Source organism: Clostridium sp. AWRP (genome assembly GCF_004006395.2).
GTDB lineage: Bacteria > Bacillota > Clostridia > Clostridiales > Clostridiaceae > Clostridium_B.
The window spans coordinates 3,638,785-3,661,473 of record NZ_CP029758.2 but is presented as its reverse complement, the minus strand read 5'-3'; the positions used below and the strand labels follow the sequence as shown (position 1 = coordinate 3,661,473).

At 30.8% G+C, this 22,689-nt stretch carries 22 protein-coding genes; 19 read left to right on the top strand and 3 right to left on the bottom strand.

Features of this window, described 5'->3' with window-relative positions:
• Positions 1–756, top strand: a complete 756-nt coding sequence (gene sigF, locus DMR38_RS16990) for an RNA polymerase sporulation sigma factor SigF (RefSeq protein ID WP_127722436.1) — start codon at positions 1–3, stop codon at positions 754–756.
• A 78-nt stretch (positions 757–834) separates the two neighbouring features.
• Here sigF and DMR38_RS16985 read toward each other — a convergent pair whose 3' ends face one another.
• Entirely contained in the window at positions 835–3,192 is a 2,358-nt protein-coding gene (locus tag DMR38_RS16985; protein WP_127722435.1) for a PBP1A family penicillin-binding protein, read from the bottom strand.
• A gap of 156 nt (positions 3,193–3,348) precedes the next feature.
• Here DMR38_RS16985 and yunB point away from each other — a divergent pair, with 156 nt between their 5' ends.
• A complete protein-coding gene (gene yunB / locus DMR38_RS16980) occupies positions 3,349–3,987 on the top strand; it encodes a sporulation protein YunB (protein WP_279230791.1) in 639 nt (212 codons plus the stop codon).
• 51 nt (positions 3,988–4,038) lie between these two features.
• On the opposite strand, the gene hpt is transcribed toward yunB, so the two are convergent.
• Complete coding sequence (gene hpt / locus DMR38_RS16975) at positions 4,039–4,560, bottom strand: hypoxanthine phosphoribosyltransferase (protein ID WP_127722434.1); 522 nt, start codon at positions 4,558–4,560, stop codon at positions 4,039–4,041.
• Between the two features lie 336 nt (positions 4,561–4,896).
• Here hpt and hflX point away from each other — a divergent pair, with 336 nt between their 5' ends.
• The 7 genes from hflX (at position 4,897) to DMR38_RS16940 (ending at position 13,005) form a co-directional block, all read left to right on the top strand.
• Entirely contained in the window at positions 4,897–6,684 is a 1,788-nt protein-coding gene (gene hflX / locus DMR38_RS16970; protein WP_127722433.1) for a GTPase HflX, read from the top strand.
• Between the two features lie 175 nt (positions 6,685–6,859).
• On the top strand, positions 6,860–7,840 hold the full coding sequence (locus DMR38_RS16965) for an ISL3 family transposase (RefSeq protein WP_243124337.1): 981 nt from the start codon (positions 6,860–6,862) through the stop codon (positions 7,838–7,840).
• Positions 7,837–8,553, top strand: coding sequence for a transposase (locus DMR38_RS16960; RefSeq protein ID WP_243124336.1), 717 nt, complete (start codon positions 7,837–7,839; stop codon positions 8,551–8,553). Before DMR38_RS16965 ends, DMR38_RS16960 begins: the two co-directional genes overlap by 4 nt.
• A gap of 199 nt (positions 8,554–8,752) precedes the next feature.
• Positions 8,753–9,649 carry a nucleotidyltransferase domain-containing protein gene (locus DMR38_RS16955; RefSeq protein WP_127722432.1) on the top strand — a complete coding sequence of 299 codons (897 nt, stop codon included), beginning with the start codon at positions 8,753–8,755 and terminating at the stop codon, positions 9,647–9,649.
• A gap of 169 nt (positions 9,650–9,818) precedes the next feature.
• Positions 9,819–11,213 (top strand): PLP-dependent aminotransferase family protein, encoded by a 1,395-nt coding sequence (locus tag DMR38_RS16950; RefSeq protein WP_243124335.1) that lies wholly within the window; start codon positions 9,819–9,821, stop codon positions 11,211–11,213.
• 270 nt (positions 11,214–11,483) lie between these two features.
• Positions 11,484–12,140: a YigZ family protein gene (locus DMR38_RS16945; RefSeq protein WP_175413047.1), complete on the top strand. Its 657-nt coding sequence runs from the start codon at positions 11,484–11,486 to the stop codon at positions 12,138–12,140.
• 124 nt (positions 12,141–12,264) lie between these two features.
• Positions 12,265–13,005, top strand: a complete 741-nt coding sequence (locus DMR38_RS16940) for a YebC/PmpR family DNA-binding transcriptional regulator (protein WP_127722429.1) — start codon at positions 12,265–12,267, stop codon at positions 13,003–13,005.
• 479 nt (positions 13,006–13,484) lie between these two features.
• Here DMR38_RS16940 and mltG read toward each other — a convergent pair whose 3' ends face one another.
• A complete protein-coding gene (gene mltG / locus DMR38_RS16935) occupies positions 13,485–14,279 on the bottom strand; it encodes an endolytic transglycosylase MltG (RefSeq protein ID WP_243124334.1) in 795 nt (264 codons plus the stop codon).
• Between the two features lie 331 nt (positions 14,280–14,610).
• Between mltG and DMR38_RS16930 the strand changes: the two genes are divergently transcribed.
• From DMR38_RS16930 to scfB, 10 genes are all read left to right on the top strand, one after another.
• Positions 14,611–15,435: an MBL fold metallo-hydrolase gene (locus DMR38_RS16930; RefSeq protein WP_127722427.1), complete on the top strand. Its 825-nt coding sequence runs from the start codon at positions 14,611–14,613 to the stop codon at positions 15,433–15,435.
• A gap of 60 nt (positions 15,436–15,495) precedes the next feature.
• Positions 15,496–16,098 carry a hypothetical protein gene (locus tag DMR38_RS16925; RefSeq protein WP_127722426.1) on the top strand — a complete coding sequence of 201 codons (603 nt, stop codon included), beginning with the start codon at positions 15,496–15,498 and terminating at the stop codon, positions 16,096–16,098.
• A 195-nt stretch (positions 16,099–16,293) separates the two neighbouring features.
• Complete coding sequence (gene ruvA / locus DMR38_RS16920) at positions 16,294–16,890, top strand: Holliday junction branch migration protein RuvA (RefSeq protein ID WP_127722425.1); 597 nt, start codon at positions 16,294–16,296, stop codon at positions 16,888–16,890.
• Positions 16,891–16,904: 14 nt separating this feature from the next.
• Positions 16,905–17,951 carry a Holliday junction branch migration DNA helicase RuvB gene (ruvB, locus tag DMR38_RS16915; RefSeq protein WP_127722424.1) on the top strand — a complete coding sequence of 349 codons (1,047 nt, stop codon included), beginning with the start codon at positions 16,905–16,907 and terminating at the stop codon, positions 17,949–17,951.
• Positions 17,952–17,980: 29 nt separating this feature from the next.
• Complete coding sequence (gene queA, locus DMR38_RS16910) at positions 17,981–19,006, top strand: tRNA preQ1(34) S-adenosylmethionine ribosyltransferase-isomerase QueA (protein WP_127722423.1); 1,026 nt, start codon at positions 17,981–17,983, stop codon at positions 19,004–19,006.
• A 15-nt stretch (positions 19,007–19,021) separates the two neighbouring features.
• Positions 19,022–20,146 (top strand): tRNA guanosine(34) transglycosylase Tgt, encoded by a 1,125-nt coding sequence (gene tgt, locus DMR38_RS16905; RefSeq protein ID WP_127722422.1) that lies wholly within the window; start codon positions 19,022–19,024, stop codon positions 20,144–20,146.
• Between the two features lie 36 nt (positions 20,147–20,182).
• A complete protein-coding gene (gene yajC, locus DMR38_RS16900; RefSeq protein WP_127722421.1) occupies positions 20,183–20,509 on the top strand; it encodes a preprotein translocase subunit YajC in 327 nt (108 codons plus the stop codon).
• 60 nt (positions 20,510–20,569) lie between these two features.
• The gene (locus DMR38_RS16895; RefSeq protein ID WP_127722420.1) at positions 20,570–20,938 is read left to right on the top strand and encodes a TIGR04086 family membrane protein; all 369 of its coding nucleotides are present in this window, start codon (positions 20,570–20,572) and stop codon (positions 20,936–20,938) included.
• A gap of 96 nt (positions 20,939–21,034) precedes the next feature.
• Positions 21,035–21,172, top strand: a complete 138-nt coding sequence (gene scfA / locus DMR38_RS16890) for a six-cysteine ranthipeptide SCIFF (protein ID WP_127722419.1) — start codon at positions 21,035–21,037, stop codon at positions 21,170–21,172.
• An 85-nt stretch (positions 21,173–21,257) separates the two neighbouring features.
• A complete protein-coding gene (gene scfB, locus DMR38_RS16885) occupies positions 21,258–22,625 on the top strand; it encodes a thioether cross-link-forming SCIFF peptide maturase (protein ID WP_127722418.1) in 1,368 nt (455 codons plus the stop codon).
• Positions 22,626–22,689: the final 64 nt, after the last annotated feature.

Below are 22,689 nucleotides of genomic sequence, written 5' to 3'. Positions count from 1 at the left end.
ATGAGTGAGGAAACAGCAAAAAAATTAAAATATAGTTATAATGATAATTTGGAATTGATTAAATATGCAAAAAAAGGAGATAAAGAAGCCCTGAATAAATTGGTAGAATTGAATTTACCATTAGTGGCATCTATAAGTAAAAAATTTCTAAATAGGGGATACGAGTATGAAGATATATTTCAAATAGGTTGTATGGGACTTATGAAAGCGGTAAATAATTTCAATGAAGAATACAATGTAAAATTTTCTACATATGCTGTACCCATGATATTAGGGGAAATAAAGCGCTTCTTAAGGGATGACGGAATGATAAAAGTAAGTCGAAGTGTAAAAAATACTGCAAAAAAAATCCACTATGACAGAGAAGCACTTACTAAAAAATTAAATAGAGAACCTACAATACAAGAATTAGCAGAGTATTCTGGAGTAGAAGTAGAAGAACTGATTTTTGCCACAGAATCTGCTAGCAGTTTGCAGTATTTGTATGATACTATACATCAAGATGATGGTTCACCAGTGCTTTTGATAGATAAGATAAGTGAAAATCCAAAGGAAGATGTAGAGATGGTGGATAAAATTGCACTTAAAGAAGCTTTGAACAATTTAGATGTGAAATCGAGACAAATTATAATGCTGAGATATTTTAAAGATAAAACTCAGGTACAGGTAGCAAAGATGCTAGGTATAAATCAAGTACAGGTTTCTAGAATTGAAAAAAAAGTGTTAAAAACTATGAGAGAAATTTTAACAGGTTAACATCAGATAAAATGGGATGCTCAAAGGCAATTCTTTAAATTGCTTTGAACACCCCATTTAAATTAAATCAATATAAAGTTAATTTCCTGTACTAGGAATTGTAGTAGGTAAATTGTTAACATCCTTTGATTTTTCATCGCTAGTAGTGTCTTTTTTATCTTTAGTGTTTGTATTAGTAGTTGTATTAGTGTTTGTATTAGTATTAGTATTAGAAGGATTATCATTTGTATTATTATCAGAATTCCAGTTATTTTTGTTAGTAGCGTTATTCTTTTTCCTTTTATTCTCAGGTAAGTTATCAAGTGCATTCCATGAATGAGATACATTACAATAATCTGAGGGAACTGTTCCATCTATAAAATATTCAGTATAAACTTTATTACCTGTAGGATCTGTATGACAATCTGAAACAGGAAGTTTCCCTGATTTAGAACATATAGAAGAAGTTACAACTCCATCTGGCATTTCAATATCTTTTGCTTCTAGACCTTGATGGAAAGGAGACATTATATTAGCCCAAAGTTGGGCTGCAGAGTTACTGTTTAATGAGCCATCTAATACAGAATCATTATCATTACCAATCCACACTGCAGCGGAATAATAAGGAGTTAGTCCTACAAACCATAGATCTTTGTTATCTTCAGAAGTACCTGTTTTACCACTTACAGGCATATCTCCTAAATTAGCATTGCTACCAGTTCCTTCTGCACTTACAGGACCTTTTAACATTTGATATAGCACATAGGCACTTTGTGGAGAAAGTGCTTTTTTAGTTTGGGTTTTATTATCAAGTAAAACTGTACCATCTCTATTTACTACTGTAGTGTAAAGCTTTGGAGTAGTGTATTTTCCAGAATTTCCAAAAGTTCCATAAGCAGCAGACATCAAAAGTGTATTTGTACCATGATGGAGCTCTCCAAGAGAAAGTGCTGCTATACTGGATCTATCATGCTCGTCTAAAGTTAAACCAAATTTTTCTGCATAGTCAGCTCCGGTTTTTAAACCCATTCTATCTTCTATTTTAACTGCTACTGTATTTAAGGATTTAGTTAAGGCAGTTCTTAAAGTTACGGTTCCAAAATCAGTAGATTCATCATTTTTAGGGTCATAAGGTTCTCCATTAGAAGCATATTTATTTGAAAGTTCAGGTGATAATGGAGAAGAATCTATTGTAGAAGCTGCAGTAAATTGTTTTGAATCTACAGCAGGGCTGTATACAGTTAAAGGTTTTATACTGGAACCTGAAGGTCTTAAATATTTTTCAGATGCAGCTCTGTTGAAAGATCTGGCTGGCTGGGTTCCCCTTCCACCGACTAGTGCCTTTACCTCACCTGTATGATAATTCATGACTACAGCAGAAGCCTGAGGTTGAACTATTCCATTTTTATCTGGAGATGAAGAATTAAAAATACTGTCGTTATTTAAGGTATTTTCAGTTTTTTCCTGCAAGTCCTTATTCATAGTAGTATGTATTTTTAAACCACTATACATAAGTAAATTCTCAATTTGTTCATCTGTATATTTGTATTTGGATTTTAGATCTTTTTTTACTGCATTTATAACAGGTACAGTAAACCATTCATTGTTATATCCATTGTTTACAGTAGGCTCAGACATTATATCCAGTTTACCATTTGCAATATCATTTACAGCAGTTGTGTACTGATTCTTTGATATATATCCATTCTCATACATTTTTTTTATTACAGTAGTAGTTCTATTTAAATATATAGATGGATTTTTTTTAGCTGTAGGAGAATAAGGATAATATACAGAAGGACTTTGAGGCATACCTGCAATAAAAGCACACTCAATTAAGTTTAGATCTTTTGCTGATTTGCCAAAGTACTGTTTGGCGGCAGCTTCAACACCTAATGCTCTTCCTCCTAAATAAATTGTGTTCATGTAAGCCTCAAGTATTTGGGTTTTACTCAATTTTTTTTCAAGTTTTAAGGAAAGATATATTTCTTGCATTTTTCTCTTATAAGATATTTTAGAAGATAAATATATATTTCTAACCAATTGTTGGGTTATGGTAGATGCACCTTGAATTCCAGTATTTCCACTAAGTTTGCTTTTAATATCTATAAATACTACACCTATGAGTCTTTTTAAGTCTATGCCTTTATGTTTATAAAATCGTTCATCTTCTATGCTTACGAAAGCATTTTTTAAATTTTGGGGCATACTGCTAAAAGGTATTACCGTCCTTTGCTGTGGGGTAACTAGTACGTCCATTAAATTATTTTTATCATCATATAGAACGGAAGGTTCGTTTAAATTCGATATTTGGCTTATGTCTAGTGGAGGAGAATTTTTTATAACAGCTGCAGTTAAACCCAATGCTGCAGCAAATACCAATACTAATAATCCACATAAAATTGCAGCTCCATGCTTAAAAAACTTTTTTTGAGCTTTTTTACGCTTTTTGACCATAAATTTCCTCCTTGTTTTGAAGTGTACATTTTTTAAATTATTATAACATAAATTAAATCTTTAGGTAAATACACGAAGTTATTGTCATATATATATTATGTATCAAATCATAAGGATGTGGAAGATATAAAAAGATTTCAAGTTCCCATTAAGAAAGTGAAAATTGTATTAATAATAATTGTAATAACTTTACCCACAGCAGTGTGTCTTTATTTTATAAATTCAAGGATAACTCCTGCTATAATTACAGCTTCAGATGTAGAAATCAGAGCTGTAGTTACACAAACTATAAACTCAGTTATAATGCAGGAGTATTCAAAACAATTTAATTATAAAGACATTATACAGGTGGAAAAAGATAAGGAAGACAACATAGTTATGGTTAGGGCAGATACACTAAAAATGAATAAAATCGCTTGTGATGTGGCATTGGAATCCCAAAGTAAGCTAAGAAATGTAGGAAAAATTGGCTTGAAGATTCCCATGGGATATATAATGAAAAACAATTTGCTAGCATTTTTTGGACCTAGCATTACGATTAGGATGCAGCCTATAGGTTACATAGAGACTAAATATTTGTCAAGCTTTGAAAGTGCAGGTATAAATCAAGCTAGACATAAAATAAGTGTACAGGTAAAAACAAACATGAGGGTTATGATTCCCTTTGGAAGTGAGGATGTACAGGTAAAAAATGAAGTACCCATATCAGAAACAATTATAGTGGGAAAAGTACCAGAAACGGCCATAGATTTAGGCCTTGATAAAACTGGAGTTAAGTTAAAATCCGGTAATTAAATAATGGCAAAGCTCAATGTTAAAAAGAGCTTTGCCATTATTTAAACAAAATTATTCCCAGTTAAATATATAAGGTATATTTCGATAATAGTCTCCATAATTTAATCCATAACCTGCAACAAATACATCGGGAATTTCGAAACAACAAAAATCCGGGGTCAATGAAATTTTTCTTCTGTCAGGCTTGTCTAGAAGAACGCAGCATTTTACACTGGAAGCACCTAGAGATTTTACATGGTCTATAGCAAAGTCCATAGTAATACCTGTATCTGTTATGTCATCTACAATTAAAACATCATACCCCTTCAGGTCGTCTAATATATCATTTACAATTTTTATTTCACCAGATGATGTTTCAGAATTTCCATAACTTGAAGTTGTCATAAATCCTATTTTTACAGGAAGTTTTATTTGTCTTACTAAATCTGCTGTAAATATGAAACTTCCTCTTAAAAGTGATAATACATATAAATTTTTATCTTTATATTTAGTGGTTATTATTTTACCTACTTCTTCTATCCTCTTTTCAATTCGTTCTTGGGATATCAATATGTTTTTTGTTCTGTTTTCCATAATATTCCTCCATGGTGTATATTAAATTAATGATTGCCATAATATAAAATTATATTATCAATATTAACAAGATTTCTGAAAATTTTCAATGACCTGAAGTAATGTGTTTACAATGTTTTTTATTTAGTATAGAATTATACGATAGCTACAAATTCAGTTTTTGTGCATACGAAATTTTTATTTAATATAAAAATAATATGAAGTAATCAATTTGTAATGCATGATGCACAATTCATAATGCATAATTAAGGACGATTTTTTGTTGTCACAGAAAATATACTGAAATTGTGCATTGCAAACTGTGAATTGTGAATTGATAGATATGGAGATGATATTTTGATATATGGAAATACAGAAGGAATAAAGAATTCGATATTAGATGAATTGGAAAAGATTTATGATATAAGAGTTTCAAAAGAAAGCATATGCAGCAGGGAAATTGTAGAAATGATTTCTAGAATTACTACTTATTTAAATAGAGAATTAAGCCTAGCAATTGATAAAAGAGGAACAATTGTAAGCATATCTGTTGGGGATAGTAGTACTGTAAGTATTACTGAAATTGAGGCAAATCAAAATAAGCTCTGTGGTATTAGGATAGTACATACCCACCCTAATGGAGATTCTAGACTTTCCGAAATTGATATTTCAGCCTTGGTAAAATTGAGATTAGACTGCATAGCGGCTATAGGGGTTGACAAGGATGGCATTACAGGCATTACTATAGGATTTTGCAAGGTAAAAAATGGAGAAGTTATAAGTGAAATTTCAGAAAAGCTTACTTTAGAGGACGCAGTTAACTTTAATATAGTACAAAAAGTAAATGAAATAGAAAAATCGATGAATGATGAATATGTGCTGCAAGAAGAAGGAGAGAGAGCATTACTTGTAGGAACGGATACTGAAGATAGCTTGGATGAATTAAAAGAACTGGCAAAAGCCTGTAATGTTAATGTGTTAGAAAAAATACTTCAAAAAAGAGATACTATAGATACTGCTTTTTATGTAGGAAAGGGAAAGGTAAGTGAGATAGCATTAATTGCACAGCTCAGTGGTGCAAATATAGTAATTTTTGATGATGAATTATCTGGCTCTCAAGTTAGAAACTTAGAAGAAAACCTAGGAATAAAAGTAATAGATAGAACTACTCTTATACTTCATATATTTGCTTCAAGGGCAAGGAGTAAGGAATCTAAGTTACAGGTGGAACTTGCACAACTAAAATACAGGTTAGCTAGGCTTTCAGGACTCGGTATAGTTCTTTCAAGGACTGGAGGAGGAATAGGCACTAGAGGACCTGGTGAAAAGAAGTTGGAAACTGATAGAAGACATATAAGAGACAAAATATATGAAATTAGTAAAGAACTGAAGAAAATAAAGCAGGTTAGAAAAACTCAAAGAAAGAAGAGAGATGAGATAAACAAGGTATCACTGGTGGGGTATACTAATTCGGGTAAATCTACTTTAAGAAATAAATTGTGTGAAGTAGCTGTTACTAGAGAAAATGTAAATAAGGAAAAGGTATTTGAAGCAGATATGTTATTTGCTACTTTGGACACTACTACTAGGGCTGTGGAATTGGAAGATGGCAGAACAATTGCAGTGACCGACACCGTAGGTTTTATAAAAAAACTTCCTCATGATTTGGTAGAAGCATTTAAATCTACTTTAGAAGAAGTACAATATGCTGATTTATTATTACATGTAGTAGATGCATCATCCGATTATGCAGAAGAACAGATAGATGCAGTAAATGAAGTACTGAACGAATTAGAAGTAAATGATAAACCTGTACTTATAGTATTAAACAAAATTGACAAATTGGAAGATACTAAATTAAGCAGTATAAAAGATAGATATAAAAATTCAAATGCAATATTTATATCAGCTAGATATGGTACAAATTTAAATGAGCTTTTGAAAAGAGTATTGGAAATGCTTCCTCATAATATAAAAAAAGCAGAATATTTAATTCCTTATACAGAACAATCTGTAGTGTCATTTATTCACAAATATTGTAAGGTAAAGAATGAAGATTATAGGGAAGATGGAACCTATGTAAATGCACTTGTAGATGAAAAAACATACAATAAATTTAAGAAGTTTATAATTAACCTAAAATAATTGAACATTTATAATTGGACATTTTAAAAGAGAGTATTGGTATGAAAATAGGTTCTTTCTGAGTTTTGGGTATTTACATTAAATCAAGTATCATAAGATACTTGATTTTTTTGCTATTGTTATTATTATATTTGGGTATTTTGATAAAATAATGGTATGGAAGAAGGTGCTGAAAATGAAATACAAAACTATTGGTGATTTTTCTTTTTTGCTGGATGACAATCATTTTGTCTATAATTATACAGAAAATGAAAACACCTTAGATATTTACGTCAAATCAAAACCACACAGTTGCTGTTGCCCTGAATGTGGTTCAGAAAGCAGACAGTTACATGCTACTTATGAAAGGACTCTACAGGATACTCCAATTCATTGCAAACAGACATTTCTTCATGCAAATGTTTACAAGTATGAATGTCTGAATCCTGCTTGCAACCGCAGAATATTTATGGAAAAACTACCTTTTGCAAAGTTATCACAGGTAAGAACTGATGCACTGAATTCTTTGATTCTTGGTGTGTCAATGTTTTTAAGCAACGAAGGTGCAATCAAGGTTCTTGCACTACTTGGAGTAAAAATCAGTAATGATACTATACAACGACTGTATGACAGTATAGAATTCGTAGATGATCCAGATGTGGAAGCAATAGGTGTGGATGATGTTGCTATACGAAAAGGTCAAACTTATGCGACTGCTATTTATGATCTAAAAGGCCATCATCTAATTGCTCTCTTAGAAGGTAGAGATGGACAACCTTTGAGAGAGTGGCTAAAACAGCATAAGAAAGTAAAATTGGTCGCAAGAGACCGTGTCAGTGCCTATGCATCTGCCATTAGCGAGATACTTCCGGAATGCATTCAGGTGGCAGACCGGTTTCATCTGCTTCAAAATCTCCTTGATCGGATGAAAGATATTTTTAAAGAAGATATGCCGGCAAAAATATTTATACGTAATGATGAAATATTGGATAAAGCCCCAGAAAAAGTTTTAAAGAAAAAAATGCCGAATGAGAAAATGATAGAGTCGTTTGACTATGATAATTCTGTTCCACGAACCCCTAACGGAACAGAAATTAAGTTCGATAACAAAAAACATGATCTGAATTCACCACAATATCGGGCACATACTGAAAGCAGGAAAAAAAACAGCGATTGATCTGTCAGATCCAGGAATACTGGAGAAATCTCAAAAATAAAAGAATCAAACTTGTTTCAGAAGAATTTCAAATATCCAAATTAACAGCAAAAAAATATATCAACATGACTGAGGAGGAAATCCAAAAACTTAACAATCCAGCTAATTATAAGAAAAGAACAACGATAATGGATGAATATATCAATATCGTCTTCAAGATGCAGCGTGACGGAATCAATGATGACCTGATTTATTTTTATATTTTGAAACATGGATATAGTGGAAATCAAAAATCATTATGGAACTATATCTATTGCATTGAAAAAAACAACTTTCCAGATAGAACTCCAATGAACCCCAAGTTCCTTATAGAATGGAGTTATCCTGATGATGTCATTATTATAAAAAGAAATAGTCTGTTAAAATATCTGCTTACAAAGAATCCAAAAACAAAAAAAGATGAGACTATAGGAAAATATATTAATAAACTTATTGAAAAATACAGAGATTCATCAATAGCTTCTTTTTGCAATGGTATAGAAAGAGATATTGCCCCGATCAAGAATGCAATATCTCTAAAAGTAAGTTCAGGATTTGTTGAAGGAAACAACAACAAATTCAAACTTATCAAACGTATTGTATACGGAAAATCTGGATTAGTCAATCTGGCAAAAAAATGTTTTTTGGCATTTCTCTCTAAAAGGCCATCGTTTAATCTTGTTGACTTAATCTAAAAAGAATGGCTATTCGCATCCGAATAGCCATTCTTTTTAAGTGATTGATGTACCCAAAACTCAGAAAGAACCTGAAAATATTAGATGCTCTTTTTTGGTAAAATAGCAAAAAAATAATTTTACCATTGTATTTTTATAAAAATATATTATATAATATATAGAAATTCAAGTTGATAAAGTCAAAAAGGGGGAGACTAAATTGGAAAAAACTATATTACAATATCAAAAGGCTTTTAACAGCACAATTGATAGACTTAAAGCAAATGATGTTGTCCTTGCAGTTATGGTTTTTGGAAGTATGGTCACTGGCGATTTGTGGGATGAATCTGATATCGACTTACTTGTAGTGTTTGATAATAAAAGGGGCAGTATTAAAAACATTTACACTGAGGAAAAGGGAATTCAAATTCATGTTAAACTTGTAAGCAAGAGTAACTTCCTGCAGATGCCTGAAAAAAATTTAAAGGGTGGATTTATATCTAGAATAATATCTTCATCCAGACTGGTATTTTCAAAGGATAAGGAAATAACTTCAAAATATGATACTGGAAGATATTATTCAGATTTAGATAGAGAAAGATGGAATATGTATTATATTGGAGAGTTATTTAAAAGTATGGGTATATGTAAAAAATATCTTCAAAATGACAATGTATATACTTCATATATTGCTGCAGTACGTTCTGTTGAAGAGTTTTCCAGATTATATGTAAATTCTTCAGGACATATGATAAGTAAAGATTCTATGACTATTTCTATGAATTTAAATGACAACTTTAAAAAATGTGTAGACAAATTATTTTTTAAAAATGAAAATATAGTTGATTCTATAAATAGTACCATAGATTATTTAACGGAAAATGTAAACAGAGATATAAGAAATACGACTAAGTTATTATTAAATTATATGAGAGAAAAGGATTGTTTTTTAAGTTCAGAAGATATAAAAAATGATGATTTATTTTATCATTACAACATAAATATGGAAGAAATATTAAATAAGCTGTGGGAAAGAAATATACTTAAAAAAGAAACGAGAAACTATAAGTTAAAGGATGGAACTGTATTATTTAAGGAGAATGTATATTTTATTTAATTGGATAAATTAAATTTGTATTAACATAATGCAGTTATTGTTATAAAATAGAATTTAGCACTAGGGATGTTTTGTAATAATTGACAGTTGACAATATATAATTGACAACTGTCAATTATATATTGTAAATTATAGCAAGGAAGTGAATTTTATTTCTAATAAATATTTTGTGAATCTAAATAGAGAAGAAACTGTTAAATATCTATTAATAGAAAAACACATAAAAAAATTGATAGATACAAATAAAATTGAAGATGGGGAGAAACTACCTTCTATAAGAGAAATGGCAGGATTTTTAAATGTAAATAAAATCACTGTGGTAAATGCATATAAAAGGCTTCAAGCTGAAGGTTATGCTGCTCAAAAAATTGGCAGTGGAACTTATGCCAAAAAGAGGGATGTAAATAAGAACTTTAGTAGAGAATACTCAAAGGTTCTAAAGAAAATATCTAGTAATGAGGTAGAAAATTATATAGATTTTACCGGAGAAACTCCAAGTGGTGAATTTTTTCAAATAAGTTTCTTTAAAAGTGTTTTGAATGAGGTTCTGGATAGGGATGGCTCATCGGCTTTGATATGTCAAGAATCCCTCGGATATGATGGACTCAGAAATAGTATAAGTGATGTGTTCTGGAATGGAAACATAAATAAGGATGATATACTTATAGTTTCAGGAGCGCAGCAAGGTATAGATGTAGTTTCAAAGGCTATTTTAAATACAAATGATACTGTAATAGTTGAAAAACCAACATACAGTGGGGCACTGTCTGTATTTAAATGGAGAAGAACTGAAATAATCGAAACTCCTATTGAAAAAGATGGAATTAATATAGACAACCTTGAAAAAATACTTAAAAAAAACAAAGTGAAATGTTTTTATACAATGAGTTATTTTCAAAATCCTACTGGGATAAGCTATAGCAATGAAAAGAAAAAGCAAATACTCAGATTAGCCGATATATATGATTTTTATATAATAGAAGATGATTATCTTTCAGAGTTAATTTATAATGATAACATAAAATATGGTAGTTTTAAAAGCTTAGATAGTAGTGACAGGGTTATTTATATAAAAAGCTTTTCAAAAATATTTTTGCCAGGAATACGAATTGGATATTTGATACCTCCTAAGAAATTTAAGGAAAGCATTCAAAATTCAAAAATAAATACGGATATATCTACATCCAGTCTTATGCAAAGGGCTCTAGATTTATATATAAGAAAAGGTTTGTGGCGAAATTATATAAATGATTTAAATGTAGTCTACAAAAAAAGATATGTATATATGAAAAAATGTATAGATAAATATTTAAAAAATAAAGTAGAGTTTGTAGAACCAGGTGGAGGACTGCATTTCTATTTGAAAATAAAACAGAACATAGTTATAGATTCTATAGAGCTTTTTAGAAAATCAAAAAATAGAAAAGTTTTAATTACACCAGGTACGTTGTTTTATAAAGTACCTTCAGAAGGTGAAAAGTACTTTAAAATTGGTTTTTCACATGTGGATGAAAAGAATATAGAAAGTGGAATTCAAATATTAAGTGAAATTATAATTATGTAATTTGTCCGATGACTACCCGCACTAATACTCCCACGTACTCTGTGAAAGTGACTATCACCAAATCAAAGATTTGGGATATCTACTTTTCTTCAAGTGTAAGTAAAGAGCGGCTACGTCCCTGGATAACGATTTCTCCTAAAGGATAGATATGAAGTACTAAGAAGGCTGTTAATAAGCATCAGATGGAGGAAACTCCATCTGATGCCAAGAACTTTGTTTATAGTAAAAATTAAAATAGTTTAGAGGGATATTTTGAAAGGTGGGTTATCTGTGAGTTACTTTACAGTAAAGGATGAAGCTAGTTGTCAATTTGAGGAGAAGAAGTCTATATTTATAGGAAGTATAAAAAGGGTTTATACTGAAAACGGGGCTAAAAAATTTATAAGTAAAGTAAAGGGGAAAAATATTAAAGCAACACATAATGTATATGCTTATGTAATTGGAGAAAAAATGAATATACAAAGATACAGTGATGATGGAGAACCTCAAGGAACTGCAGGAATACCAGTACTAGATGTCATAAAGAAAAAGGAAATAACAGATGTGGTAATAGTAGTTACTAGATATTTTGGAGGAACACTTCTGGGTAAAGGAGGACTAGTAAAGGCTTACACAAAGTCTGCTGCTCTTTCAATTGATCAATCTGGAATAGTGGAAAAAGTAAAAGGATGTCAGTTAGATATATTTATAGAGTATGATACTTTGGGAAAATTGCAATATATGTTTGAACAAAAGTCGATTCATATAGAAAATATAGACTATACGCAAAAAATTTGTGTGTCTATAAACTATATTTCGGAAGATGTAGATAAATTAATAAATGATATTATAGAACTTACAAATGGAAAATGTGAAGTAATAGTTGGGGATGAGGAATTTTATTTTAAGGTGGATTCAAGACTTATTAAAGAACAAATAGCAAAGTAATATTGAATTCATAAATGATTAATTAAAGGCAGGGCACATTTGTGTTTAACAGCTTTTATATGATATAATACAATTTGCATAATTAATATAAATAATTATAACCGTAAGTTAGGGGGAAATTTGTATGTCAGGACATTCAAAATGGCATAATATACAAGCAAAAAAGGGTAAAGCAGATGCAAAAAAAGGTAAGATATTTACTAAAATAGGTAAGGAACTGGCAATTGCTGCTAAAGAAGGTGGGTCAAATCCGGATTCCAATTCAAAATTAAGAGATGTTATAGCAAAAGCTAAGGCAAATAACATGCCTCAGGATACAGTACAGAGAGCAATTAAAAAGGGTTCAGGGGAACTTGAGGGAGTAAACTACGAAGAGATATCCTATGAAGGTTATGGACCAAGTGGAGTTGCTATGATAGTAAAGGCTTTAACTGATAATAAAAATAGAAGTGCTAGCAGTGTGAGGTCAGCATTTACAAGAAGCGGCGGAAATCTTGGAGCTAATGGCTGTGTTGGATGGATGTTCCAGGCTAAAGGCCAGATAGTAATAGAGAGAAAAGAAGACATGGATGAAGACGAAATAATGATGAAGGCATTGGATGCAGGTGCTGAAGATTTTACTGCTGAAGAAGAAGTCTTTGAGGTAATTACCACTGTAGAAGACTTTGGTACAGTAAGGGAAAAATTAGAGGAACAGGGTTTTGAATTCCTGTCTGCAGATATTACAATGATACCAGACAATACCGTATCTGTTGATATGGAAACAGCTGAAAAAGTTCAAAGACTTATAGATAAACTTGAAGACGATGACGATGTTCAGGACGTGTACCACAACGCTGAATTCCCAGAGGAATTTGAGGAATAAAAGGCTTTAAGGCATTTAAAGTATGCTTAAAATTCCGTATATATTCTATTATTACATATAAACATTCAAGTTTTAATACTTATTTGATTAAGAAAACCATTTCTCGTGTGATATATATGAAATTTACATGAGGAGTGGTTTTTTGTTATTAACTCAACTTTTGCAGTTTAAAAATATTACGACGCAATTAATTCACAATGCACGATGCACAGTTCACAATTAGGGATGATTTTCTTCCGTTAAAACTTCAGAAAATCTAAAATATAGCACCATTGAAGCAAAGCTTCAATAAGCTTTAAATTTAAAATTTTTCGCAGCACAGCGGAGAAAAATCTACCGAAATTGTGCATTGTGAACTGTGAATTGTGAATTCATTTAGGTCGTAATTTTTTTATTAAGTCAAAATTTTATATGTGCGAAAATTTGAGTAAATTAATAATTAAACATTGAATATAAACGTTATTCAAGAAAAAATTTTTTTATTTTCCATATAAAGACACATTCTTAATGTGCTGGGCATATGTTTCTGCAAATACGTGTGTATTGGTCTTAGTGTTCAATACGTAATAAAGGTAATTAGTTCTTTCAGGATGAATTGCAGCATTTATGGATTTTGTCCCTGGATTACATATTGGGGATGGGGGCAATCCTTTATTTAAGTAGGTATTATAAGGAGATTTTACAGTTAAATCCCTATTATATACTTTATCTTTATGTCCTATTACATAGAGAATAGTTGCATCTATTTGTAAGGGCATATTTTTATTTAATCTATTGTAAATAACACTGGCTATCTTTGGTCTGTCCACATCTTTTCGTGCTTCTTTTTCTATTAGAGAAGCTGTTATTATAACATTTCTTGTGTTTAAATTATTTTTAGTTATATAACTTTTACTTGGTTCTATATTTGCTTCAAAAGTTTTAAGCATTTCATTTATGATTTTTTTACTTGATGTGTTTTTTTCAAAAGTATATGTAGCAGGATATAAAAAACCGTCCAGCTTATGCTTGTCCTGTGGAAGACCTTTCAAAAACCAGTAACTATTATCTGACCAGTTTTCCACTTGATTCATAAAATCTTTTTCTGTAACTAATCCTGATTTTTCTAATGTCCTTCCTATTTGTTCATTTGTATATCCCTCAGGTATAACAACTTTTACTACAGCTCTGTTAACTCTATTATGCCTGCTGATTAATTTATTCCTTACATAAAATGAACCGTATAATGCTAAAACAATAACAACGAATATAGATATGATTTTTTTTAGTTTCATAATTATAATGTCTATATCAACCATAAATTATTAGGTTAACAAGAACAACTTCACTCCTTTTTATTGTTTAAATATTTTTATTATTAGTATACCATATTTTATTCAGACATATTAAAAAATAACTAGTGAGTATTCTAGAATATTTTACTGGTTATTTTCTTTTATATACCTTAGATTATTTTTTATGAAATTTTAGAATATAATTGATTTTTATACAAAAAATAAATGCAGTAATTAAGGTATTTTCAAAGAAATAACTAGTCAGTATGATGGCCTATTTTTAAATTGTTATTTTCTTTCAAATGCGTAATAGATGGAGGCTTGTATTAATTTGAAGAAGAAATTAATTGTTATGGTATTTATTATTATAATGTTTATGGGAAATAGTACTTTTGCTAAATATGGTATTTGTGAAGTACATTTTATAGATGTAGGCCAAGGAGATTGCACTTTAATAAAGTTAGGTAATAAAAATTATTTAATAGATTCAGGAGCTGCATATTATACTAACAGGGTTATAAAATATTTAAGTTCAAATAATGTAAATAAAATAGAAGGTATAATATTGACTCATTATCATGATGATCATTATGATGGCATATGCAATATAGCTAAGTCGGTAAAGGTTCGTAGAGTATATTTGCCTGATCATGAAAATAATATTAAATATTTTATAGCAGATAAATTGCTTAAAATGGGAGTATCTGTGGAATACATAGGAAAGAATTGGAGTATGAAACATTATGGTATGAATCTTAAAGTTATTGGGCCTATCTATAAAGATGGCAGTATAGAGAACAACAATTCAATTGTACTTCAAGGCAAAATAGGAAGTTTAAATTATTTATTTGCAGGAGATTGTGAGAAAAGAGAAGAAAATGACATGATAAGGACAAAAAAGCTAAAAAAATGCGATGTGCTAAAGGTACCGCACCATGGTCTTAATACCAGCACAATGGTAAAATTTTTAAATAGGATACAACCTAAAGTAGCAATTGTAACTAGTGATGGAATTAATACACCAGATAAGCGAGTTGAAAAAAGATTAGGAAGTAAAGGAATTTTAGTATGGAGAAGTGACAGACAGGGAAATATTGTAATTAAAAACAAAATTTTATTTTCCGATAAGAATAGTACTACTATAAAATTAAAATAATCCTAATATGGTGTATATAATTAAGATAAGTGTCCATAATATTCAAAAAGGAGGGATATTATGGATAATAGAAAAGTTCGTACAATAGTATTGGTTATATTTACTATTTTAATTTTAGGTTTAAGTTGTTACATATGTGTAGTTGGATTTCAAAATGTAAACATGGATAGAGAGATAAAACAGGTTAGGCAAGGGAATAGAACTTATGACACTGTAAATACAAATTCTAATATAAATACAACTGTTGCTGAAAAAGCTAAAATTATATTTAAAATAAAATATAATAAAAGTGGAGAACTTAAGACGGAAAAAGAAGAATTAGCTGGAAAATTAGCAGGTAAAAGCAAAAATGAAGTTGAAAATATATATAAAACTGCTGGATATAAGGTTGATAAGTTTGGTGCAAAAGAAGTAGTACTTGTAAAAGAAGTGGATAAATATGAGCCTAATAAATATGTACTTGGAATAAAGAATGGTCTAATTGCTATATATAAGACGGATAATCAGGGGAATATGTTTATAGAAAATGAAAAGAGAGATGTAACTGATATAAAGACAAGCAAATTAAAAGATGAAGACATAAGACTTTTAACTAAGGGAGATAAGTACTTTGAGTGTAATACAAGAGACGAAGCAGAATCACGCCTTGAAGACTATGAATAATAGCCTTTGAGGCTTTTTTTATATTTTTTGACGTTAATGAAAAAAGTATTATTATTTGTTATTTGCTGTTTAGCAAATTGTATATTACCAATTGCAGTACTTGAACTAAAGTACTTAAAATGATAAAGTATTATATGTTACAATATGATACTTTGTCCAATTTTAATAAGTTTCAATATTTTGGAGGAAATTTAGATGTATGAATACATAAAGGGAATATATAAAGGTGTAAATAAAGATTATATAGTAGTTGAGAATAATGGAATTGGCTATAAAATAAATACATCTGGCAGTACTATTGCAAAAACTCCAAAGGTAGGAGAAAACATAGTGTTGTATTTACAGCAGATAGTGAGAGAAGATTTTATAGGATTATACGGTTTTTTAACTAAAGAAGAATTGAGTATGTTTAACCTTTTACTTACTATAAATGGTATAGGGGCAAGAGCGGCACTTTCACTTTTATCCATAAGTGACGTAAATAATTTGAAATATGCTATAATATCTGAAGATGAAAAAAATTTGGTAAGGGCACCTGGAATAGGTAAGAAAACTGCCCAAAGAATCATACTTGAACTTAAAGACAAGATAGATGCAGATGAATTTACTAGTGGCGAGGATAATGTTGACAATATAAATGCAACTCAAAATACTTCTGAGGTTTTGGAGGCTCTTATAGCACTTGGATATTCGGAAAAGGAAGGAAATAAAGCCTTAGCCTCTATAGATAAAACAAAAGAAAGTTCTACTGAGGATATGATAAAGAAAGCTCTTAAATTTTTAATGAATTAGGTTAGGTGATAGGTATGGAAGATAGAATAGTTACCCCCCTTAACATTAAAGAGGATACAGAAAATGAGTATAGTTTGAGACCTAAGAGACTCAATGAATATATAGGGCAGAAAAAGGTAAAGGATAAACTAAAGATATTTATAGAGGCTGCTAGAAACAGGAAGGAAGCACTAGATCATGTACTTCTTTATGGGCCACCAGGTCTTGGAAAAACTACTCTTGCTAATATAATTGCTGTAGAAATGGGAGGAAACCTAAAAATTACTTCGGGACCAGCTATAGAAAGAGCAGGAGATCTGGCTGCGATACTTACCAGTTTAAATGATATGGATGTGCTTTTTATAGATGAAATACACAGGTTAAATAGAAGTGTAGAGGAAATATTATATCCTGCTATGGAGGATTATGCACTAGATATAGTTATAGGAAAAGGGGCTGCAGCAAAGTCTATAAGATTGGATCTACCTAAATTTACTTTAATAGGTGCTACTACAAGGGTGGGACTTTTAACAGCACCACTAAGAGATAGGTTTGGGGTACTATGTCCTATGGAGTTTTATGGAGAAGATGAACTCAGTGAAATTATAGTCAGATCAGCTGAAATACTTAAAGTAAAAATAGAAATGGATGCAGCTTTTGAAATAGGAAAAAGGTCTAGGGGAACTCCTAGAATTGCAAACAGATTATTAAAGCGAGTTAGAGATTATTCCGAGGTTAAGGGCAATGGTGTAATAGATGTTAGAACAAGTCAAGCGGCTCTTGAAATGATGGAAGTTGATAATGAAGGTTTTGATAGTATAGACAATAAAATATTAAAAGCTATAATTGATAATTTTAATGGAGGACCTGTGGGAGTAGAAACCTTGGCGTATTTTATAGGAGAAGAGTTAGATACTATACAAGATGTGTATGAGCCTTATCTACTCCAAAAAGGTTTTATAATAAGAACCCCAAGAGGTAGAGTGGCATCGGACAGTGCCTATAGACATTTTAATAGAAAGAGAAGTACAAATTCTAAAAAGAATTTTAATCAGTCTTCATTGTTTGATGACAAAATGTGATTTACACAAGATGAAATGGAGTGAAAATATTGAAAGTTACAGATTTTGATTTTTATTTACCAGAGGAATTAATTGCACAACATCCTTTAATGCAGAGGGATGAAGCAAGGCTTATGGTGCTTGATAAAAAAACTGGTGATATAGAGCATAAGGTATTTAAAGATATATTAGATTATTTGAATCCAGGGGACTGTCTTGTATTAAACGATACTAGAGTTTTGCCAGCAAGACTTATAGGTGCAAAAGAAGGCAGCGGTGGTAAAATGGAAATTTTACTTCTAAAGAGAAATGAAGATGACACCTGGGAAACTTTAGTTAAGCCTGGAAAAAGAGCTAAGGTAGGAAGTAGATTTGACTTCGGAGACGGGGAACTTAAAGCAGAAATAGTTTCAGTAAAAGAAGATGGAAATCGAATTGTTAAATTTGAATATGAAGGAATATTTGAAGAAGTACTTGATAGACTTGGTCAAATGCCTCTGCCCCCATATATAAAAGAAAAATTAGAGGATAAGGAAATGTATCAGACAGTGTATTCTAAGGAAGAAGGTTCTGCAGCAGCCCCTACAGCAGGTCTTCATTTTACCGAGGAACTGCTGAAAAAAATAGAGGATAAAGGGGTAAAACTTGCGTTCTTAACTTTACATGTTGGACTTGGAACTTTTAGACCTGTAAAGGTTGAAAATATAGAAGAACATAATATGCATTCAGAATACTACTGCATGACGAAAGAAACCGCAGATATGATAAATGAAACTAGAGAAAAAGGAGGAAGTATAATTGCAGTGGGCACTACTTCCTGCAGAACACTTGAAACCATTGGAGATGAAAATGGAAGAGTTAGGAATCAATCTGGTTGGACGGATATATTTATATATCCTGGATATAAATATAAAGTGGTAGATAAACTTATAACAAATTTTCATTTGCCCGAGTCGACACTTATAATGCTTGTAAGTGCGCTTTGTGGAAGAGAAAAAATACTAAATGCATATAACTGTGCAGTTAAAGAAAAATATAGATTTTTTAGCTTTGGAGATGCTATGTTCTTGAAATAGATTTGAGGTGTTTTAATGTATAAATTACTAAAAAAACAGGGAAGTGCTAGAAGAGGTGAATTTACTACACCTCACGGAGTAGTTCAAACTCCAGTTTTTATGAATGTAGGTACCTTAGCAGCTATAAAAGGAGCAGTTTCTACCTGTGATTTAAAAGAAATTGGATGTCAGGTGGAACTTTCAAATACTTATCATTTAAGTTTGAGACCTGGAGATAAGATCATAAGAAAACTTGGTGGATTACATAAATTTATGAATTGGGATAGACCTATTTTAACTGATTCTGGAGGATTTCAAGTATTTTCTCTGTCAAAGATTAGAAAGATAAAAGAAGAGGGAGTATATTTTAATTCGCACATAGATGGAAGCAAAATATTTATGGGACCTGAAGAGAGTATGCAAATTCAAAGTAATTTGGCATCCACTGTAGCTATGGCTTTTGACGAGTGCATAGAAAACCCGTCTCCCAAAGATTATGTTCAACGTTCTGTTGAAAGAACCACAAGATGGCTCAAAAGATGTAAAGTTGAAATGGATAGATTGAATTCTTTATCAGATACTATAAATAATAAGCAGATGCTATTTGGAATAAACCAAGGTGGTGTCTACGACGATATAAGAATAGAGCATGCTAAAATAATAAGCGAAATGAATTTAGATGGATATGCTATTGGAGGGTTAGCTGTAGGGGAAACTCACGAGGAAATGTATAGAATTATAGAAAAAGTAGTTCCTCATCTTCCACAGGATAAGCCTATATATTTGATGGGAGTTGGAACTCCAGAAAATATACTTGAAGCAGTAGAAAGAGGAGTAGATTTCTTTGATTGCGTACTTCCTGCTAGGAATGGAAGACATTCCCATGTATTTACATCAGAAGGAGAAATAAATCTTTTGAATGCCAAATATCAGCTGGATGATTCCCCTATTGACAAAGGATGCCAGTGTCCTACTTGTAAAAATTACACTAGGGCATACATAAGACATTTGTTTAAGGCAAAAGAAATGCTTGCTATGAGGTTATGTGTGCTTCATAATTTGTATTTTTATAATAATTTAATGAAAGAAATAAGGGATTCCATTGATGGAGACTATTTCCCTAAATATAAAAAGGAAAAGCTTGAACAATGGAATCAATAAAATTAGAATTCTGTTTACAAAAAGGAGGTGAAAAAATTGGATTCATTGGTTAGATTAGCACCACTTTTATTTATAGTAGTAATCTTTTATTTACTTATATTTCTACCAGAAAGCAAAAGAAAAAAGAAATATAATGCAATGCTTGAGAGTCTTAAGGTTAATGATGAAGTTATGACTAAAGGTGGCATAATAGGAAAAGTTGTAAATATCCAGGACAGAAATATAACTATTCAAACAGGACCAGATAGAGTTAGGATAAAATTAGATAAGACAGGAGTACTAAATATTTTATCTGAACCTAAAAGTCAAGAAAATTCTTCTAAGAAAATAGAGGAAAAAAAGGAAGAAAAAAAAGAAGTTTAAAAATTAGGTATAAAGCACCTTTTATCTACATAAATACTATTAGATGGGAGGTGCTTTAATTTGGAAAAAGGTAGTAATTACCTTCCTGCAGTGGAAGGAGTTCTTAGAGGTTTTATAATTACAGTTGTTTTACTTTTAATTTTTGCAGTTATAATGACTTTTATAGATATAGGTTCAAGAGGAAGATACATATTTTACGTGATTACAAACATACTTAGCATAATGTATGGAGTTATTTATGCAGTGCGAAGAATAGGTAAAAAAGGATGGCTTGTAGGTATTGGAGTAACTCTTTTATATTTGTTTATACTGTATGTAGTTTCTGTAGTTTCTGGAAACTCTGCGGCTATAAGTTCCTATGGAGTAAAACGATTGCTGCTTGACCTTATAGTAGGAGCTTTATCAGGTATGATCGCAATTAACTTATAAGGAATTCCTTGAATCTCACATTTATGGACAACTTTATTTTATTATATGTTTATGTTATAATCAAACAGATAACTTTATTAATTGGAGGAACTTAGTATGAAGCATATAAAAACTATAAATAATGCTAATATAAAAGAAAGTTTAAAAAAACCAGGATGTAAGGAATGTGCTAATTCATGCCAATCAGCATGTAAAACTTCTTGCACAGTTGCCAATTTAGCTTGTGAAAACTAATATAAATTTTAGGCAGTAACAAAATAGTTACTGCCTAAAATTTATATAATGAAAAATTATACATTTTTATTAGGAGGAGAACAATTTGGCTAATATTCATAAATTTGTCCAGGGTGGATATAGATATGTTATAGATGTAAACTCTGGTACACTTCATGAAATTGATGAACTAGTATATGATATTTTAGATGATGAAGGACTGCCAGAACTTGAAAAAGTGGTAGAACTTCTTAAAGATAAATATAAAAGAGAAGAAGTTGTGGAGGCTTATGGTGAGATACAACAGCTAGTTAAAAAAGAAATGTTGTATTCTAAAGATTTATATGAAGGAATTGCAAAAAAGCATGAAAGTGAACCTTCATTTATAAAGGCATTATGCCTTAATATTGCCCATGATTGCAATTTGAGATGCAAATATTGTTTTGCAGATGAAGGTGAGTACAAAGGACGAAGAAAACTCATGTCTGCAGAAATAGGAAAAAAGGCCATTGATTTTGTCATAGAAAAGTCAGGACCTAGAAAAAATATAGAGGTTGATTTGTTTGGTGGTGAACCACTTATGGCCTTTGATGCAGTAAAGGAAATTGTAGAGTATGCTAAGAAGCAGGAAAAGCTGCACAATAAAAATATAAGATTTACAATGACTACCAATGCTACCCTGTTAAACGATGATATAATGGATTATCTTGATAAAAACATGGGAAATATAGTACTCAGTATTGATGGAAGAAAAGAAGTAAATGACAAGGTAAGAGTTAGAATTGATGGAAGTGGAAGTTTTGATTCCATACTGCCTAAAATAAAAAAGATGGTAAAAATGAGGGACAAATCTAAACAATATTATGCAAGAGGTACTTTTACTAGAAACAATACCGATTTTTTTGAAGATATAAAATATCTTGCAGATCAGGGATTTGATGAAATATCTGTAGAGCCTGTTGTACTTCCAGAGGATGATCCATTGTCTCTTAGAGAAGAAGACCTTCCGGTTATTTATAAACAATATGATAAATTGTATGATGAAATGATTAGAAGAAACAAGGAAGGAGGAAAGTTTAAATTTTACCATTTTAATATAGACATTACAGGTGGTCCCTGTGTATATAAAAGAATATCAGGATGTGGGGCAGGACATGAGTATGTGGCTATAACACCAGATGGAGATATATATCCCTGTCATCAATTTGTAGGTAATGAAGCTTTTAAGATGGGAAATCTGAGTGATATTGATAACTTAAGGCAGGATATTTCTAAACAATTTAAAGCTGCCCATATATATAATAAACCTGAATGTAAGAAATGTTGGGCAAGATTTTACTGCAGCGGCGGATGTCAGGCTAATAATTATAATTTTAATAAGGACATGAACATACCTTACAGTCTTGGATGCAAAATGCAGAAAAAGAGAATTGAGTGTGCCATTGCACTTAAAAGTAGAATTTTGAAAAAATAGTAATAACATTTACAAAAACTTAATACATCATATTACTTTATTTGTAATATGTGTATTGACGGTG

Excerpts from the sequence above, each read along its gene's own strand:
- sigF (WP_127722436.1), top strand. The coding sequence starts at position 1 with ATGAGTGAGGAAACAGCAAAAAAATTAAAATATAGTTATAATGATAAT.
- DMR38_RS16985 (WP_127722435.1), bottom strand. The coding sequence starts at position 3,192 with ATGGTCAAAAAGCGTAAAAAAGCTCAAAAAAAGTTTTTTAAGCATGGA.
- hpt (WP_127722434.1), bottom strand. The coding sequence starts at position 4,560 with ATGGAAAACAGAACAAAAAACATATTGATATCCCAAGAACGAATTGAA.
- DMR38_RS16965 (WP_243124337.1), top strand. The coding sequence starts at position 6,860 with ATGAAATACAAAACTATTGGTGATTTTTCTTTTTTGCTGGATGACAAT.
- DMR38_RS16940 (WP_127722429.1), top strand. The coding sequence starts at position 12,265 with ATGTCAGGACATTCAAAATGGCATAATATACAAGCAAAAAAGGGTAAA.
- mltG (WP_243124334.1), bottom strand. The coding sequence starts at position 14,279 with ATGAAACTAAAAAAAATCATATCTATATTCGTTGTTATTGTTTTAGCA.
- DMR38_RS16925 (WP_127722426.1), top strand. The coding sequence starts at position 15,496 with ATGGATAATAGAAAAGTTCGTACAATAGTATTGGTTATATTTACTATT.
- ruvA (WP_127722425.1), top strand. The coding sequence starts at position 16,294 with ATGTATGAATACATAAAGGGAATATATAAAGGTGTAAATAAAGATTAT.
- ruvB (WP_127722424.1), top strand. The coding sequence starts at position 16,905 with ATGGAAGATAGAATAGTTACCCCCCTTAACATTAAAGAGGATACAGAA.
- tgt (WP_127722422.1), top strand. The coding sequence starts at position 19,022 with ATGTATAAATTACTAAAAAAACAGGGAAGTGCTAGAAGAGGTGAATTT.
- scfA (WP_127722419.1), top strand. The coding sequence starts at position 21,035 with ATGAAGCATATAAAAACTATAAATAATGCTAATATAAAAGAAAGTTTA.